The sequence below is a fragment of the Nonomuraea polychroma genome (assembly GCF_004011505.1).
Taxonomy (GTDB): domain Bacteria; phylum Actinomycetota; class Actinomycetes; order Streptosporangiales; family Streptosporangiaceae; genus Nonomuraea; species Nonomuraea polychroma.
Genome location: NZ_SAUN01000001.1, coordinates 4,401,990 through 4,418,543, shown reverse-complemented (window position 1 = coordinate 4,418,543; position 16,554 = coordinate 4,401,990). Strand labels below are relative to the sequence as shown.

The 16,554-nt window shown below is 68.3% G+C and carries 16 protein-coding genes; 8 read left to right on the top strand and 8 right to left on the bottom strand.

The window, feature by feature from the left end; all coding sequences use genetic code 11:
• The first annotated feature begins 57 nt into the window (after positions 1–57).
• The 3 genes from EDD27_RS20210 (at position 58) to EDD27_RS20205 (ending at position 2,889) form a co-directional block, all read left to right on the top strand.
• Complete coding sequence (locus EDD27_RS20210) at positions 58–2,241, top strand: S8 family peptidase (RefSeq protein WP_241564822.1); 2,184 nt, start codon at positions 58–60, stop codon at positions 2,239–2,241.
• Between the two features lie 197 nt (positions 2,242–2,438).
• Positions 2,439–2,561, top strand: a complete 123-nt coding sequence (locus tag EDD27_RS57830) for a hypothetical protein (RefSeq protein ID WP_277750734.1) — start codon at positions 2,439–2,441, stop codon at positions 2,559–2,561.
• 40 nt (positions 2,562–2,601) lie between these two features.
• Complete coding sequence (locus tag EDD27_RS20205; RefSeq protein WP_127933792.1) at positions 2,602–2,889, top strand: CorA family divalent cation transporter; 288 nt, start codon at positions 2,602–2,604, stop codon at positions 2,887–2,889.
• Between the two features lie 81 nt (positions 2,890–2,970).
• Here the strand turns inward: EDD27_RS20205 and EDD27_RS20200 are convergent, their stop codons facing one another.
• Complete coding sequence (locus EDD27_RS20200) at positions 2,971–3,312, bottom strand: histone-like nucleoid-structuring protein Lsr2 (protein WP_127933791.1); 342 nt, start codon at positions 3,310–3,312, stop codon at positions 2,971–2,973.
• 601 nt (positions 3,313–3,913) lie between these two features.
• Complete coding sequence (locus EDD27_RS20195) at positions 3,914–4,423, bottom strand: DinB family protein (protein WP_127933790.1); 510 nt, start codon at positions 4,421–4,423, stop codon at positions 3,914–3,916.
• A 152-nt stretch (positions 4,424–4,575) separates the two neighbouring features.
• Between EDD27_RS20195 and EDD27_RS20190 the strand changes: the two genes are divergently transcribed.
• Both EDD27_RS20190 and EDD27_RS20185 read left to right on the top strand, forming a co-directional pair.
• Positions 4,576–5,244, top strand: a complete 669-nt coding sequence (locus EDD27_RS20190) for a DUF2306 domain-containing protein (protein WP_127933789.1) — start codon at positions 4,576–4,578, stop codon at positions 5,242–5,244.
• 177 nt (positions 5,245–5,421) lie between these two features.
• Positions 5,422–5,727, top strand: coding sequence for a DUF3817 domain-containing protein (locus EDD27_RS20185; RefSeq protein WP_241564153.1), 306 nt, complete (start codon positions 5,422–5,424; stop codon positions 5,725–5,727).
• Between the two features lie 12 nt (positions 5,728–5,739).
• Here the strand turns inward: EDD27_RS20185 and lepB are convergent, their stop codons facing one another.
• The 3 genes from lepB to EDD27_RS20170 form a co-directional block, all read right to left on the bottom strand.
• Complete coding sequence (lepB, locus tag EDD27_RS20180; RefSeq protein WP_127933787.1) at positions 5,740–6,270, bottom strand: signal peptidase I; 531 nt, start codon at positions 6,268–6,270, stop codon at positions 5,740–5,742.
• A gap of 103 nt (positions 6,271–6,373) precedes the next feature.
• The gene (locus tag EDD27_RS20175; RefSeq protein WP_127933786.1) at positions 6,374–6,592 is read right to left on the bottom strand and encodes a hypothetical protein; all 219 of its coding nucleotides are present in this window, start codon (positions 6,590–6,592) and stop codon (positions 6,374–6,376) included.
• A 144-nt stretch (positions 6,593–6,736) separates the two neighbouring features.
• A complete protein-coding gene (locus tag EDD27_RS20170) occupies positions 6,737–8,686 on the bottom strand; it encodes an AbfB domain-containing protein (RefSeq protein ID WP_127933785.1) in 1,950 nt (649 codons plus the stop codon).
• 242 nt (positions 8,687–8,928) lie between these two features.
• On the opposite strand from EDD27_RS20170, the gene EDD27_RS20165 reads away from it, so the two are divergent.
• Complete coding sequence (locus EDD27_RS20165) at positions 8,929–9,921, top strand: FkbM family methyltransferase (protein ID WP_127933784.1); 993 nt, start codon at positions 8,929–8,931, stop codon at positions 9,919–9,921.
• Between the two features lie 125 nt (positions 9,922–10,046).
• Entirely contained in the window at positions 10,047–11,225 is a 1,179-nt protein-coding gene (locus EDD27_RS20160; RefSeq protein ID WP_164903699.1) for an AI-2E family transporter, read from the top strand.
• A gap of 17 nt (positions 11,226–11,242) precedes the next feature.
• On the opposite strand, the gene EDD27_RS20155 is transcribed toward EDD27_RS20160, so the two are convergent.
• From EDD27_RS20155 to EDD27_RS20145, 3 genes are all read right to left on the bottom strand, one after another.
• Complete coding sequence (locus EDD27_RS20155) at positions 11,243–11,743, bottom strand: MarR family winged helix-turn-helix transcriptional regulator (RefSeq protein WP_127933782.1); 501 nt, start codon at positions 11,741–11,743, stop codon at positions 11,243–11,245.
• Positions 11,744–11,860: 117 nt separating this feature from the next.
• Entirely contained in the window at positions 11,861–12,535 is a 675-nt protein-coding gene (locus EDD27_RS20150) for a DUF4142 domain-containing protein (RefSeq protein WP_127933781.1), read from the bottom strand.
• A gap of 180 nt (positions 12,536–12,715) precedes the next feature.
• Positions 12,716–15,610: an AfsR/SARP family transcriptional regulator gene (locus EDD27_RS20145; protein WP_206641534.1), complete on the bottom strand. Its 2,895-nt coding sequence runs from the start codon at positions 15,608–15,610 to the stop codon at positions 12,716–12,718.
• A 214-nt stretch (positions 15,611–15,824) separates the two neighbouring features.
• Here EDD27_RS20145 and EDD27_RS20140 point away from each other — a divergent pair, with 214 nt between their 5' ends.
• Positions 15,825–16,538 (top strand): DUF4386 domain-containing protein, encoded by a 714-nt coding sequence (locus EDD27_RS20140; protein ID WP_127933779.1) that lies wholly within the window; start codon positions 15,825–15,827, stop codon positions 16,536–16,538.
• Positions 16,539–16,554 lie beyond the last annotated feature (16 nt).

The window sequence follows — 16,554 nt, the reverse complement described above, 5'->3', positions numbered from 1 at the left end:
AAACCAGGTGAGCCGTCCGGACCGGACATGTTCCGGTCCGGACGGGCCGTGAGATTCATGATCGGCGGCAGGGACCGAAGTCTGCTCGCCCGGCTGGCGCAGGAGCTCGCCCGCGATCCACAGGTCAGGGTGCTTCGAACGGTCGGCAACGAGCAGGCTCCCAGCCTTGTCGTGGTGGAGATGACTACGGCACACGCCCAGGCGCTCAAGCGCCGGCTGGGGCCTCAGGTGGTCATCGAGCCTGACAATCCCCTTACTCCGCTGGGCTCCGGTCCGCAATCACAGTCTACTGAAAATGGCGATCCAATGGCAGAAAAAGAAAAAGGTGAGAACGGGAAGTCGCGAGCCCGTTCAGCCAAATCGAAACCGCAGCCGAACGCGCAGCCCGTGGATTCCGAGTCGGTGAAGAAGCGGCAACCCGCCGAGGGAATAGAGGCTCGTCTCCAACGCTATATGCTGGCGGCCAAGTCCCCGATGCAGCTCATGGGCGCCGGAATGGCCGAGCAGCCCGTCAGCCCGGCGGCCTTGCACCAGATGCTCCAGGAGGATTCCCGGGTCCAGGTCGTGCGCCGTCTCCAGCCGGCCCGTGCCACACTCTTCTCCACGGCGGTCGCCGTGCCGGAAATCGTCGTCGCGGAGATGGACGTCGAATACGCGCGCATGCTGCGCCAGCAGCTTCCGCAGGTGCAGATCGAGCGCGATCGCCTGCTCACCCTGGCCAAGAGCACGCCAACGATCGACACGGTGCATGCCGAGCCGCTGCTGACCCCGCTCGGCCTGCAGACCACCATCTCCTTCCTGGTCCAGGACGCCGCAGCCACTCCGCTGCGGGACGCGACGATCCATGTCATGGGAACAGCGGGAAGGTTCCAGGCGGTGACAGGGAACGACGGACGGGCGCAGGTCACGCTGTTCGGCGACACACCCCAATCCGTCCAGTCCGTGCTGGTCATGCCGGCCCACGGGCATTGGAATTGGCGCATGGACCGGCCCGCATTGTCTCCGACCCGAGACAACGTGGTGACGTTGAGGAAACTGTCGGACACGTTCACCGGGTTTCCGGCACAGCAGATGTTCGGCTGGGGACAGCGGGCCATGCGCTTGGACCAGTTGTCGCCCACTTTCCGGGGTGCAGGTGTCAAGATCGCGGTCATTGACTCGGGGGCCGACATCCAGCATCCCGATCTGAGAAATCAGGTCGCGGCTGGAAAGGACCTGGTCGATCGGAAGCCGAACGGATGGACCGTGGACGCCATCCGGCACGGATCGCATTGTTCCGGAATCATCACGGCGGAAGACAATGGCCAGGGCATCTTCGGATTCGCCACGGAAGCGGAGATGCACATTTGCAAGATCTTCCCCGGGGGATACGAGAGCGATCTCATCGAGGCCCTCGACTACTGCATCGACAAGCAGATCGATGTGGTGAATCTCAGCATGGGCATGCTCGGTTACAACAACCTGATCGCAGACAAGATCAACGATGCCCGTACTCTCGGAGTGGCGTGCATCGTCGCGGCCGGCAACACCGCGGGCCCCGTCAACTTCCCGGGCAACATGCCCACGGTCCTGACCGTGGCGGCCATCGGCAAGGTAGGCACCTACCCGGCAGACAGCGGACACGCGGCCGAGGCCCTGCAGCCGAACGGCGACGGATACTTCTCCGCGCGCTTCACCTGTCTCGGCCCGGAGATCGATGTCTGCGCCCCAGGCGTGGCCATTCTGTCGACCGTCCCTGGCGGCTACGCGAGCTGGGATGGCACGTCCCAGGCGGCACCTCACGTCACCGGACTGGCCGCGCTCGTGCTGGCACACCGAGAGGAGTTCCACAACGAGTATCGGTCGCGCGACCACCGGCGCGTCGACCGCCTGTTCGAGGTGCTCAAAGCCAGCTGCGTGCCTGTTGAACTCGGCGATCCGAACCGTACGGGAAGGGGAATGCCCGACGCCATACGAGTGTTCGAGCCCGTTCCGTCGGGGATGGTGCCGGCTCCCGGGGGACAGGCCGACCTGGAGCAACTCCTGAAGAAACTCCTTGAATCAGGGCTGATCCCCGCAGGGACCGTGGCTCCGCAACATCACCTGATTCCCGCTCAGGCCTCACCTTCGGCGACCGGTCCGGCAACGACTCCTGCGGGAGAACATCCCGTTTCCACGGGAGTGCAAGGGGCACTGGCCCGGCTCGATCGCGAGATGTACGCCGCGGGTCTTGCCGGCCATGGTCCCGATCCGCTTGCCTGACGCCGAAGGAGCCCTTCGTGAGGAGCATCAGCGGTAACGAGCGGATCCCTGGCTGGAGAATCCGGTTTCCGGCTGTTTCCTGAGCGCCTTTCTGAGCTCCGGCGAAAGCAGCCCCTCTCCGTCGCTGCTGGCTCGCCGGGCCCGGGCCCGCGCCGACCCCGGCGGCGCGGGCCCGTTGGAGGGCCATGCATGGATCGATGCGTCATTCACTGCGGCTGGTGCAGCTCCAGCCCGTACTCGGCGGCCGCGTCACCATCGCGGCGGGCTCCAGGGGACCGGCGCTCATCAAACCGACGTGCTCCGCCAGGACACGGCTGTGAAGCTTAGGCTTCCCGGTCGCCAGGGCCTCCGACACGAGCCCTGCGCTGCGACGCCACACCTTCGCGTTGCGTAAGAGCCTCGCTGCGCGACCTGATCAGCAACATCCGCGAGACCCACCTGACCCAGCAGGGCTGCCGGCTGAACGACATCATGAAGAAGCTGACCAGCTGGGCCGCCATCATCGCCGTCCCCACCATGATCACCGGTTTTCACGGCCAGAACGTGCCCTATCCGGGCTCTGAGCAGCCGATCGGCTTGTGGACCTCGTCCCTCGTCGTGGCCTCGGTCGGCCTCCACCTCGCCTTCCGCAAACGCGAGTGGCTCTGAAGCCCAAGGTATCGTCACGCCAGGACCGGATCAGGGCCACGTAGCGCGGCTCCAGGACACAGAGCTCGGGCGGTCGATCGTTCAGTGGGCCGATTCGTACTGCTTCACCACGCTGGCCGCGATGCGGCCTCGCTCGCTCACCGGCAGGCCTTGCTCCCTGGCCCACCGCCTGATCTCAGTGGACTTCTCACGGCTGATGCCTCGACCGGCGCCGGCGGCTCCGCGCCGGCCACGAACGCCCTTCTCCGCGCGGACCGGGCGGGCCTTGGTGATGAAGGGAGCGAGGGCTTTCTCCAACTTCTCCCTGTTCCGGCCCGACAGGTCGATCTCGTAGGACGTGCCGTCGAGAGCAAACGTGGTGGTTCCCTCGGCGTCACTGCCGTCGATGTCATCGATAAAGGATTCCACGATGCGCTTTGCCATGATGATGCTCCAATTACGTTATGGTTGCAGGTACTGTAGCGTCCTTCAGTACATTATGCATCGCCTGGAGCGCCTCCCTCGAACACGAGATCCGAGAACGGGCCGGGACCGCGAAGTCCTTCACTCGTGTGCGTGGTTCTCGAGTGTTACAAGCCTGTTATTCATCGTGAGCCAGTTGGCTCATGGCCAGGGCCGGTGAGACCTCAACCGATCCGCTCGACGGACAACCTCGCACTCCAGGTAGACCCCGACATCGCCACGGGACCCGCGTGGGCCTCGATATCCGGGATCATCACGTCTCCGGCCCCGTGGCGCGCCTCGGCCGGCGCGAAAGTCGCTGGTCGCTGTCGCGCGCGTCCGCGCTAAGCATCGGGCCTGACTCGGCTCTGGGCGATTGGAGTCCTAAGGGCGCCTGTCCTGAGTCAATTGCGATGAGATCTCGATGTTGAAATTGAATTCAACTCTTGCCCAGCTGTATAGCTATCGGCGGAAGCGATGGAACGGGCCGGCAACTCGGTATGGCAGACACCCCCGAATATTGCGGCAGTGCCGGGGATGGGCTTTGATCTGGCGCGGGCCCGCGAGGCGACGGTGAAGCGGATTACAGCCCGGTGGCACCGTCGATGAGTTCGCGGAGGATGTCCGCGTGTCCGGCATGCTGGGCGGTCTCTTCGATCATGTGGGTGTAGATCCACCTCAGCGATACCCGACCAAGCCTCTCGGAGGGGACCGTGTCGTCGAGAGCGAATCCCGCTGCGATGCGGCGGCTCTCCTGGCATACCTTGTCGTACTCGGCGATGAGGTGGTCGAGGGTGTCGTCGGGGCCCAGCTCCCAGCTCTGATCGTCACCTCTGGAGTTGCCGGGGATGCCGGCGGGATCGCGTTGTGCCAGCTGACGGTGGAACCAGTTTCTCTCCACCGCGGTCAGATGCTTGATCAATCCCGCCGGCGTGGTCTTCGAGGGCACGATTCGCCGGCGCGCGGCTTCCTCCGCGACCCCTGCGAGCTTCGCTTTGATCTGTCTGCGTTGGCAGTCCAGGAACGCTTCCAGGACTTCGCGTTCAGCACCGGTGCTGACCAGTTCTTCCGGCCACAAGGGCGGCGTGGACATGACTGTACCTCCATGTTCGCAACGTGGACTGTCACAGGTGGGACGGCGGCCGTTTGGCCGAAAGTACGACGGCCCCGGTGGCTCATAGGCGGATCCGGCGCGGACCGTTCTGCCGATGAGCCGGCACCGCCCCGGAGGCCACCATCGGAGGCATGACCTACCAGAGCACGACGAGGGCACCACGGGCGGGCTGGCTGCTTCCCACCGGGCTGATCGTCCTCAGCGTCATCCCGGTGCTCGCCGGCGCCATCCGGGTGACCGAGCTGACCGCCGGCGCCGAGATCACGCCGGCGAACGAGCGCTTTTTCGCCGCCCCCGTCCCCGTGGTGCTGCACATCGTCTCCGCCAGCGCGTTCAGCGTCCTGGGCGCCTTCCAGTTCGCGCCGCGCCTGCGCCGCCGCCGGCCCGGCCTGCACCGCGCCGCCGGACGGATCCTGGTCCCGGCCGGGCTCCTGGCCGCGTTGTCGGGCCTGTGGATGACCTTGTTCCACACTCTCCCGGTCGGTGACGAGGGCCTTCTCACCGTGTTCCGGCTCGGCTTCGGCACCGCCATGGTCGTCTCCTTGGCACTCGGCCTGGCCGCGATCCGGCGGCGCGACATCGCCCGGCACCGCGCCTGGATGACCCGCGGCTACGCGATCGGCATGGGCGCGGGCATGCAGGCGGTGACCCATGCCCTCTGGCTCGCCGCCGTCGGCACACCCGGCCAGCTCACCAGGCAGTTGCTCTTGGGCGCCGGCTGGGCGATCAATCTGGCCGTCGCCGAATGGGCGATCCGCAGGAGCCGCCGCGGGCGCAGGCCCGCCCCGGTCGGTGCCTGACGCGGTCGGCCCTGGTACGGCACGAGTGGCCGCGCACAGTGCTCTACGCACCGTAGAGTAAGTGGCGTTGCCTTCAGGACTTCCGGCTGCGGTCATGGCCCCGCGGCGGGCGTCGTCCTGGAGCCAGGCAGGTCGGAAGATCTGGAAGTCGCAGGAAGACAGGAAAGGTGGCGTGTGGTGGAGCTTCGTCTGTTCCGGCTCGTGGCGATCGCAGAGGCGCTGTCGTGGGCGGGGCTGCTCGTCGGGATGTTCTTCAAGTACATCCTGGTGACCGGCGAGCTCGGCGTGAAGATCTTCGGTCCTGTCCACGGCGGGCTGTTCCTGCTGTACGTGGCCGCGGTGATCTCTGCAGCGCGCACCCACGGCTGGAGCAGGGGGACGATCGTGCTCGGCCTGGCCTGCGGGGTGCCGCCGTTCGCCTCGGTGTGGTTCGAGCGGCGCATGTCCCGCCGGGCGGTGGAGGTCGCCCCAGAAGCCGTCTGACCTGCGACGGATCTATGAGTTCGCCACATCGTCCACCACGCCGGCAACGTCCGCCACTCCTATGGTGCCGTTGCCGGCGTCGCCTCTGTGGGCACGGGAATCGAGGGCGACGTCGCGGTTGTCGCTCATGATCCAGAGTCGGTCCCGCGGCACGTACACCTCGAAACTCAGATGGGATGCCGGAAGCTCGGCGAGGTAGGGCTCGTCCAGGGGCTTGCCGTCCACTTCCAGCCGGCCCTGGGCGTCGCAGCACTTCACCCTCGCTCCGGGTACGCCGATGACCCGCGAGACATACGTGCCGTCAGATGTCGTGGAGGACCACTCCCTTGGCGCGCGGTAAATGATGATGTCGCCGAGGCTCGGGACGTAACCGTCATCAGTCCGCCGCGCCGACACACGGGAGTCCTTCTTGATCGTCGGTTCCATGGCCTCGGACGTCACCGTGAACGTGGACCTGCCGAGGGCCATGCCGGCCAGTCCGCAACCGGTGGTCGGCGCCAGCATGAGGGCCAGGGCGAGGAGGGTCAGGCGTTGGCGGATCATCAGGGCATTATGGGGGTGCTGTGATGGATTCCGCCACCAGATGATCACGTCGGATCCGGGGACCGTGCCGGGAACTGTCGCAGGTGGCCTGGTTGCGCGCGTCCTACCGGCGCATCTCGGCCTCCAGCCGCTGCTCCTCGACGTCCTGCGCGTGCGGCTCGCGCCGCCGGTCCGCGGCGGCGGCCGGGCAGATGGGCGCGAGCACGCCCAAGCTGATCCGCGAGCGCGGGTAGGCGGCGCACTGGGCGCGGCCGTAGGCGAGCAGCAGATGGTCGGGCAGGGTGGGGAAACTGTGGTGGGCGCGCGCGTTGCGGCCCACCATAACCGTGATCTCCTGGACGTAGCTCGCCAACCTACCGTGAGCCGTGTTCTCTGGCTTTCGCCGCCAGCAGCTCTCGAAGCCTTCCCGGACCGTACGGCGCCGCGCCGCGGGTGTTCGTTCGCCTCAGAAGCAACGTGATGCTGTTCAGAGAGGCGAGACCGGCTGGAAGGAGCTTGCGGCGCGGAAGGCGGCGGTCGCTTGCCGGGGAGCGAGCCACAGCTGACCGTTGCGGGGGAGGACGACCCGGTCAGGGTAGTTGAACGATTCCAGGATCACCGATCCGGTGATCGAACCCGGACGGGCGTAGAAGGTCGCGTCCTTCTTGAACAGGGCACTCCCGTCACCGCGGTCGAAACGCAGCCGGAAGTGCTGATGGCGCAAGTAACGGCCGTCGGGGCCGATGAATGAGTACCCCTGGGGATCGGCGAGGCCCGGCACGATACGCAAGCCGGCGGCCTGCCGCGCTGCGACCGGGTCTTCCTCGCGGATGGCGGCAAGCCGGGCGCGGCCGCGGGACGCCTGGATGAAGGCCTCAGGAGTGCCGACCGACCGGAAGGACCGCCTGACACCTGTGGGCAGTCCGGCAGTGGCCGGCGGTGTGGACGTCCGTGATGGGGACACCGCGGCTGACGGACCGGGCGTGGAGGTCGGGGACGGCACAGAGGCGGCCGACGGGGTGGCGGAGGGGGTCGCGTCCGCGTTCCGCTTGACCAGCTTGATCCTAGGACTTCCCGCGGGCACGAAGCTCGCCCAGGCGGACGTGTCGCCGGTGTAGTAGATGATCAGCTTGGCCGGATCGGTTCCCGCGAACGCGGCCGGGTCCTGGACCGGTGGCTTCTGACCGAGGTACAGCGCCCGCAGTTGGGGATCACGCGCGAAGACCCGCGGACCGAGCCTGCTCAGGCTCGGCGCGTACACCGAGGTGAGGCTCGCGTTGTCGGAGATCGAGTCGTGCCAGGCGGTGGTCAGCGCGGGCGCGTACAGCTCCTTGAGCGAGGCGAGGCGGACGACGGCGTTCTTGTCCAGCGCCTGCAGGCTCGGCAGCCGCAACACCTTGATCCCTGTCCCGGCGGCGGCGTTGCCGTTGAGATCGAAGCAGTTGATGCCCATGTAGCGGAGCTCGGGCAGGTTGACCGCTTCCAGCACGTGGCTGTCGTTCAGTCCGTTCCTGCCGATCGACTCCAGCTCGGGGGCGTTGAAGTAGCGCAGGCGGGAAGCGTCGTCGAACGCGAAGTCGTCGATCGTGCGCACCCGCGGGAGGTTGACCTTCGTCAGGTACTGGTTCCGGCGAAAGGCGTTCGCGCCGATCTCCGTGACGCTGGGCAGGTAGAGCACACTGAGCTTGGCGTACGGTCCGTGCCCGAACGCCATCGCGCCGACGGTGCGGGCCGCCTTGAAGCTGACCGAGGCGAAGTTGTGGTTGCTGAAGGAGCCCGGTTTGATGTCCTGCAGATCGTCCAGCACCAGGTGCCTGACCCACGATCCCCACCAGCCGTTGTGCCACAGGTACGGCGAGCGCCCGCCGCGTGCGATCTGCCCGGCGCAGGCCAGGCCGGAGCCGGGGGTGCATTCGGTCCCGCCCTGGAGCGATCGCAGGTTGTAGACGTGCAGCCGATTGAGCTTGGTCAGCCCGAGCCCGCCCGCGCTCTCGGGGTTGCCCACGGTCTGTACCGCCCTCAGGTCGGCGTCGTTCAGCGCCGTCCCGCCGGTGAGGTAGAGCGCGATGCCCGTGCTGTGCGCGAGCTCCGCCCGCGCCTTGACGAGCTCCGCCTTCAGAGGGCGCCGTGCGGCTTGGGACACGTCGTACGACAGCGTGAACGTCCCCGGCGGCAAGGCGTGGTCGCCGGGCGCGGACGGCCGGTAGGTGTAGGTCTCCTTCCTGCTCAGATCCCCGTCGGAGGAGAAGACGGGATCGGCTCCCGGGTCCTTGACCGGATCGGGCAGGCCGGTGCCGCCGTACGGCGCCGCCGAGGCGCCGGTGCGCACGGTCGCGGAGGCCGCCGGCCCTTGCGCGCCGCAGACGGCGACCGCGGTCGCCAGCACGGCGAGGGCCAGGTGACGGGCTGAGGGGTTCGCAAAACCCTTGTCGCTCATTGCTGCCTTATCATCGCCGCCCCCCGAGTGGGGGCTCTCGTGAGAGGGGACGAAGCCGGCGGGCCCGGATAACAGAAAGGTGCCGAGTCAGATGGCAGCCGATGATGCCGGACGTCGGCAAGCCGATCCGCGAGCTCTGAACGATCTTCGGCGGGCGATGGAACGAGCTGATCGGCCCCACCCTGTTTCCGAAAACCGGCCGGTGACGCTCGCTGGGCTTCTTTCCATATGACTAGTAATTAGTGAAACTCCATATCATGGCCGCATTAATGATGAAAATACGGCGGAAAGTCGCCATCAGCGTGATGCGGGCGGCCAGGGCGGCCAACCGGAGCCGGGCGGCCCGCGCACTGCTGCGCGGCCGTAGCATCCGGCGGTTCTCCCTGGTCAACCGGCTCTACCACACGGTGTTCCGGCTGGGCGTCATCGCCGGGAATCGCGAGGCCGAGGCGCATTATCGAGGGGTGGTGCTGACCGGCCCGGCATGGGACACGACGATCATGCCTTCGGTCTCGGCGGGATACTACGAAGAGTTCGAGGTGAGCGTCTTCGAACGGCTGGCCACGGTGAGTCAAGTGATAGTCGACGTCGGAGCGAACATCGGCGTCTACGCTTGCACCGGTGCGGCGCGCCTTCCGCGGGGCGGCAGATTGATCGCCTTCGAACCGGTGCCGGAGAACGCCGCCTACCTGCGACGCAACGTAGACCGTAACGATCTGACCGGCCGCGTGACCGTGGAGCCGGTGGCCGTGGGAGCCTCGCCTGGCGAGCTGACGATGTATCTGTCGGGCGAACAGTCCGGCAAACACTCGGCTGCGGAGGCAAATGTCGGCACGCCCGCGGGGACGGTCACCATGCCCATGACGTCGATCGATGCCTACCTTGCCGGCAGTCGCCTTGAACCGCCCGACATCATCAAGATCGACGTCGAGGGTTACGAGGGCTTCGTGCTGCGGGGCTCGGCCCAGACCCTGACCGCCCTGCCGACGCTGCTGTTCGAGCTGCATCCCGAACTCCAAGCGGCCTGCGGCTGCAGTGCCGGCGACCTGCTTGACCTTGTCTTCGCCCGCTATCGCTGGGTCTTCCTGGTGGACGAGCTGGACAACGTCCTGCGGCCGTGCTCGCGAGCCGACCTCGGCAAACCCGACGCTGTCGGCCTCTACCGCTCCAATCTCGTGGCGATCGGACGGCAGGAGCACCTCGACGCGGTCCGGCAGTGGCACCGCCTCACCTGAGCGCCGCCGTGTCCGCCGAGGGCCCTGGCGGGATGCTTGGTCTCATGGCGACGGGGTAGGGCGAGCGCATGCCGCATCCGCTTGTGATGACGCAGTCTGGCGGTCGCTGATCCGGAGGTCGCATCGTGGCACGACGACTCGGTGACGCCGCGACCGGGCGGAGTCAGGCAGGCGCGGGCGACCGGCCACCAGCCGGCTGGCCTGCCGTACCGGGCCTGCTCCGCACCATCGCCGCGACGAGCACCTGCCTGCTGGTCGCGGCTGCCGCGATCGCGCTGGTGGGCTGGGTGCTCGTACGTCTGGCGCCCGTGACTCTGGCGGTGACGGCCGCGCTGTTCCTGACGGCGTTGCTGCACCCTGTGGCGGCCTTCCTGCACCGGCTGCACGTCCCCAAGGGGCTGGGTGCGCTCGCCGGAGTGCTCCTCCTCGTACTCGTCGTGGCCGGACCGCTGACCTTGGTGGCCAACCAGGCGATCGCGCAGTTCGACGATCTGCGACGCCAGCTCCTGGCCGGGCTGGATCAGCTGCGTGCCTTCCTGACCTCGGGCCCGCTGAACCAGCAGCAGCTGAACGCGGCCATCGAGGAGCTGATCAGGGCCCTGCGGGGCGCCGCTCCGGATCCCGTCGCGGGAGCGATGACCACGCTGCAGACGCTCGCCGCCATGGCCGCGGCGCTGGTGTTGCTGTTCTTCTTCCTGCGTGACGGGCCCGGCATGTGGGAATGGATCGTGCACCGTTTGCCGGCCCGCCGTCGCGAGCGCGTGGACGCGGCCGCCCGGGCTGGATGGAGCACCCTGGTCGCCTACGTCCGGGGAACCATGGCAGTCGCGGCCGTCGACGCGGTCGGCATCGGCCTCGCGCTGATCCTGCTGCAGGTGCCGTTCGCCCTGGGGCTGGCGTTCCTCACTTTTCTGTTCGCCTTCGTGCCCATCGTCGGCGCGGTCGTGGCCGGTGCGGTGGCCGTGCTGGTGACCCTCGTGAGCAACGGCGTGACCGACGCGCTCCTGGTCCTGGGCGCTGTCGTCATCGTGCAGCAGCTCGAGGGCAACCTGCTGGAACCCGTCATCATCGGCAAGGCCGTCCGTCTGCACCCGGCCGTGGTGCTGGTGGCTGTCACCGCCGGAACCTTGGTGGGCGGGATCGCGGGCGGGGTCGTGGCGGTTCCCCTCACCGCGGTGGTCTATCGTGCCGTCACGCGAGGTCTCGCCTTCCCCGAGCCGGCTGCGCCGGACGAGCCGGCTGCGCCGGACAAGGCGCCGCCGCCCCCGCCCAAGACTCCTGGGGATCAGCAGTCCAGGCCTTAGACCGAGCCGGCACGGGCCTATTGGTCCGGCCAGCCGAGTGGATAGGGCAGGTTCGCCGGTGGTTCGCCGCCTGCCTGGTTGAAGGCGGTCATGGCCGAGATGAGGGCCTGGCACTGCTCGGGGGTCATGCGAGAGACGATGGCGGCGATTTCCTCGCGACGGCGTCCGGTCACCTCATCGACGATGCGTCGTCCCTCGGAGGTGAGCCGCATGAGGACCTCGCGGCGGTTGTGGGGGTTGACCTCGCGGACGATCAGGCCGGCGTTCACGAGACGGTCCGCCATGCGCATGGCGGTGGAGCTGTTGACGTTGAGCAGGTCGGCCATGGTGACGAGCTTGGTCTCGCCATGGGCGGACAACACGACCAGCATGCGGAACTGGGGGAGCGTCACGCGGTCCTGGACGGCGGCCAGGGAACGGGCGGTGATGGCGACCAGCAGCCGGGAACCGGTGAGGACCGCCGAGACGACCGCGCCGAGATCCTCGGCATTCGCCCGGTCCGAAGCGCGCGATCCCATGGTCACAGTTGTACATGCTCGCGGCGATGACGGTGCGCACCAGCTGCCACGTCCGGCAGGACAGAGCCACCTCCGCGCCTCGATCTCGACCGGCGTGTGCTCGGCCGCGCTGCCCTGTCAGCCGGATGGGGTGGGGAAGCTTTCGGGGGTGGTGAGTCCGGTGCTTTCCAGGAGACGCTGGTGATTGAGCACAGCGGCGTTGGCCTGTTCGGAGAAGCGCCGGACCAGGGTGTTCTGGGTGCTGCCGCGGACGGTGCCGATCAGGGCGAAGACCTTGCCGTGAGCCAGTCGCAGCCATTTGACATAGGTGGCGTCGTAGGCTGACCCGGACTTGCTGGAGATGTCGTTCATCCAGTCCTGTTGCTCGTCGGTGGGCGTCACCGGCAGCTTGACCTTCAATTTCGCGGCCACGTCGCGGACCTGCTCGTCGAGGGTGTGGTGCTGTCCGGCGATCTCCTTGCTGATCTCGCGCACGCGGGAGGTGCTGGCTCGCTGCACCGCGTCCTGCGCCATGGGCATCTCCCACAGGCTGGCGAGCCGGACCCCGGTGATGAGCCTGCGGTCGGTTTCCGTCAGTGGCCCCCATTTGGTCTGCCAGGTGCCGGTCTCTGGTTCGGGCTCGGCCTCCGCTGAAGGCGAGCTGGTCTCGTCCACGTCGACGACGGCCGGCTCCGTGCTGAAGGCGGATGCGCCGGAGCCGGGCGTCGGAGAGTAGGGGGCGCAGGCGATGAGTGATGAGAGCGCGGCAATGCCGCAGACGGTGAGTACGGGGCGGCTCTGGCGCAGTCGCATATGCCGTCATCCCCTTCCGGGTCCTTGGGCGCGGCCTCGACGAGCGGCACCCGTCAGCTAGTTAGGGATACGCCGCACAGGGGAGCCATGTTCATGGCTGTATGCAAGTCTTGCAGTGAGCAAGGGAGCAGCGGTTCGACGCCTTCGAACGCGGCCGCCCCGGACCTGCCGACCGCTCATCTATTCTCCGAGGATGCTCGTCGTCCCTGCCGACTCCGGCACCGTCTTCTCCGCCTCCGGTGAGGCGGAGACCAGGCCGTCCGCCGCCAGCCGGTCGAGGACGTCGCCCATGTACGTGAGGGCCTGGCGGTCGCTGATCTGGTGCTCTGATGTGGGCGGGCGGGAGCCGTACGGGCTGCTGGAGACTTTGCCGGCGGCGGGGACGACGAGCGTCCGGGCAGCCATGGCACCGAAGTCGTTTCGCGTCTCGAGATACGCGAGCATGCGCGCGGCCTCGTCGTGATGGTCCAACACCGCCATCATGTTGATGAATTCGATGCAGACGACGCTGGCGGCGATCACGTTGTCGGTGGTGATGAGCTCGTCGATGTAGGTGCGGAGAATCCGGAACGCACGCCGGCGGTGGCCGCGGCGGAACGCCGTCTGCGCCTGGACGGCCTTGTTGGCCGAGAGTGAGCCTTCAGGGACGTCGACGGTGGCCGCCTCGTCGAAATACCGCTCGGCGTGGTGGGGCCGTCCCTGAAACGAGGCCGAATATGCGAGGGTTTGCAGGGCCCAGTGCCGGAGCGTGGGCGGACCTCCCGACCGGTACCGATCGGCCATGGCCGAGACGGTCCGGTCGACCTGGCCGAAGTGGCCGATGCCGAGCAGCGTCCCGGCCGAGTTCAACTCGAGGAAGGCGGCCACGTACGGCTCGCCCTGGCGGCGCAGGTCGGCGACAGCCGCCGGGAGCCATCGGCTCAGGGCCTGGCCGTCTCCACCGGCGTACGCACGGGCATAGCCGCTCAGTGGCCGGTCGGGCTGGCCGCCGCGGTTCACCAGGTCGTCGTAGCCGGCGGGGTTGCCGTTCTGGGTGTACCGCTCGGCCGCCCACAGAAGCCAGAAGGCCCGCACGTCCTGCTCGTCCGGCGGGACCATGTCGAGGATCCGCTCCGCCCAGTCGCCGATCTCCTGCTGGCCGCGAAGGGCGAGTTCCGTCGCCACCGGCCGGACCAACGCGCCGGCCAGCCGCGGATCGCCGGCCGAACCCGCCCACGCCACCGCCGCACGCAGGTTCGGCCACAGCTCGCGGAGGCGAGCGACCCCCTCGATCTCGGCAGGACCGGTCAGGAGCTCACCGACGCGGGTGACCTCGCGCAGGCACCAGCGCGCGTGCCGTTCGCCGACCAGGTCCATGCGGCCCTGTTCACGCAGGTGTACGGCGGCGAACTGGCGCATCGGCTCGAGCAGCCGGAAGCGCGAACCGAACGGGCCGGGCTCGACGGTCACCATCGACCGGTCGACCAGGGCGCTCAGAACGCCGTCGACCTCGTCGAGGCCGCGCGCCGGGTCGTCGGCGACCGCCGCCACCGCGTCGAGGTGGAACGGTCCGTTGAACACCGACAGGCACTGCAGCAACGCCTGCTCAGGAGACGTGAGCAGGTCGTAGGACCATTGGATCGCGGCATGCAAGCTCCGATGCCGTGGTGCGCCGGTCCGGCGGATGCCGGTCGCCCTGAAGTGATCGTGGACCCGAGCCAGCAGTTCGGCCGGATGGTGGCTGCGCACGCGAGCGGCGGCCAACTCGATCGCCAGCGGTACGCCGTCGAGCCGGCGGCAGAGCTCCGCGACGTCGTCTCGATACGCATCACGCTCATAACTCCGGTCCGCGGCGAGCGCGCGTACATGGAACAGTTCGGCGCCCGCGGCGGGATCCAGCGGGCCGACGACGAGCACCTGCTCGCCGTCGACGTCGAGGCGCTCCCGAGACGTGACCAGCACCCGCACACTTGCGCAGCCCAGGGCGACCGCCTGGACGAGCCGTGCCGCACCGTCGAGGACGTGCTCGCAGTTGTCGACGATCAGCAGCGCGGGACGGGACCCCAGAGCGGTGACGACCGACTCGGTGAGGCTGCGGCCGGGCCGCTGCGCGACCCCGAGCGTGCCGGCCACCGCGCGTGGCACATCGCTGGAGGAGTTGATCTCGGCCAGTTCGACGAACCAGGCACGCCATCCTCGATCGGCGGCCACGCGTCTTCCCGCCGCCAGGGCGAGCCGGGTCTTGCCGATCCCGCCCGGCCCCACCAGGGTGATCACCGTCGCCCCGGCGATCACGTCGTCGATGGTACGGAGGGCGTCGTCCCGGCCGATCAGAGGACTCAGACGGCGGGGCAGGTTGCCTTCCTGCCCGCCTGGCGCCGACGCCGGCGCGTCAGGCTCGCGCAGCCGCTCGTCCTCACGAAGAATCAGCGATTCCAGCTCCCGCAGCCGCGGTCCGGGTTCGATGCCAAGCTGCTCGATGAGGTGGTGCCGGGCCTGCCGGTACGCGGCCAGCGCATCGCCCCGGCGTCCGGTACGGGCGAGCGCGGTCATCAGCAAGGCCCAGAGTCCTTCACGGAGGGGATGGCGCCCGACCAGCTCTGTCAACGCGGCGATGGACGCGTGCGGGTCGGAGTCCACGCTGCTTTCGAGGTCGTCCTCGACCGCGCCGAGCCATTGCTCCGCGAGGCCGTCCACCGTCGCGGCGAGGCCCGGAGCGTCCACGCCCGCCAGTGGGATTCCCGTCCACTCCGCGAGGGCCGCGCCGACGTCACCCTCGCGAAGGTGCCTCCGGAACCGTGCGACATCGACCGCGTCGGGCGGCACGTCGAGGCGGTACGCGGCACCGACCCGCCTGATGGCGGCGTGGCCCAGTCCCTTGCGTAACCGGGCCACGTGCCATTGCAGGGTCTTCGCCGCGGTCCGCGGCGGCGCGTCGCCCCACACCAGCTCGATGAGGCGGGTGACCGGGACGGGGGAGCCGGGCGACATCGCCAGGGCACCCAGCAGTGCCTGGGTCCTGCCCGATCCGACGTCGATCGGCTGCCCGTCATCGGTCTCGGCGCCGACGCCGCCGAACACCCGGATCCAGACCACAGGGCTGCTCCCGAACCTCGGCCTCAGCCGAGCCTGCCACGGCCAGACCGCGCGGGCAACACCGCGGCGGGATCCCCCAACCGCCCGCACACCGCCGGCCCACCACTGGCACACCGGGCTCGGCCACGGTGGGAGTGTGACCGGCAGCGCGGTGGAAGCCAGCGGGCCGGACCGAGCCCTCGATCGGACGACATCGGACCATAGGAGCCAGGCTATGCGCAGGCGGACGACGGCACGAGCCGTCGGTGTCCTTTTCTTCATCGCGACGGCCGCGGGCGTGCTGAGCGTGGTGTTCCTCGGACAACCAGACACAGAGCTCTCACGCGAGGCCGTGATACAGGGCGCCCGGACCACGACGACCGGCGCGCTCATGGTGCTGATCATGGCTGCCGCCATCGCCATGATCCCACCGTTGATCTTTCCCGTGCTGAAGGAGCGCAGCGAACCGCTGGCGCTCGGGTACGTCGTGTCCAGGACGGTCGAGGTCGTCCTCCTGCTCCCCGGCGCCATCGGTCCGCTGATGGTGGTGGCCGTCAGCCGAGAGGCCTCGTCGCCCAACTCGTCGAACGCCGACGCCCGCCTCCAGGCGGCGTACACGTGGTCGCAGACCTACGACGACTGGGGCCACCCCGTAAGTTCGATCTTCTTCTGCCTGAGTGTCCTGCTGCTCAACTGGGTGCTCTACCGGTCATCGATGGTCCCCCGGCTGATATCGGCCTGGGCGCTGGCCGCGGTGGCGCCGTATCTGGCCGACGGCCTCCTCGTCATGTTCGGCGTGCTCAGCCTCTCCTCGCCGCTGCACACCATCCTCATCGTCCCGCTGGCGGTGAATGAAATGGTGCTCGCGCTCTGGCTGCTCACGAGAGGCTTCAACCCCGCCACACCACTCGCCGACGCGAGCACGACCCGGCGCGCCGAACCGACGTGAGTCCGGTAGCGCCCGA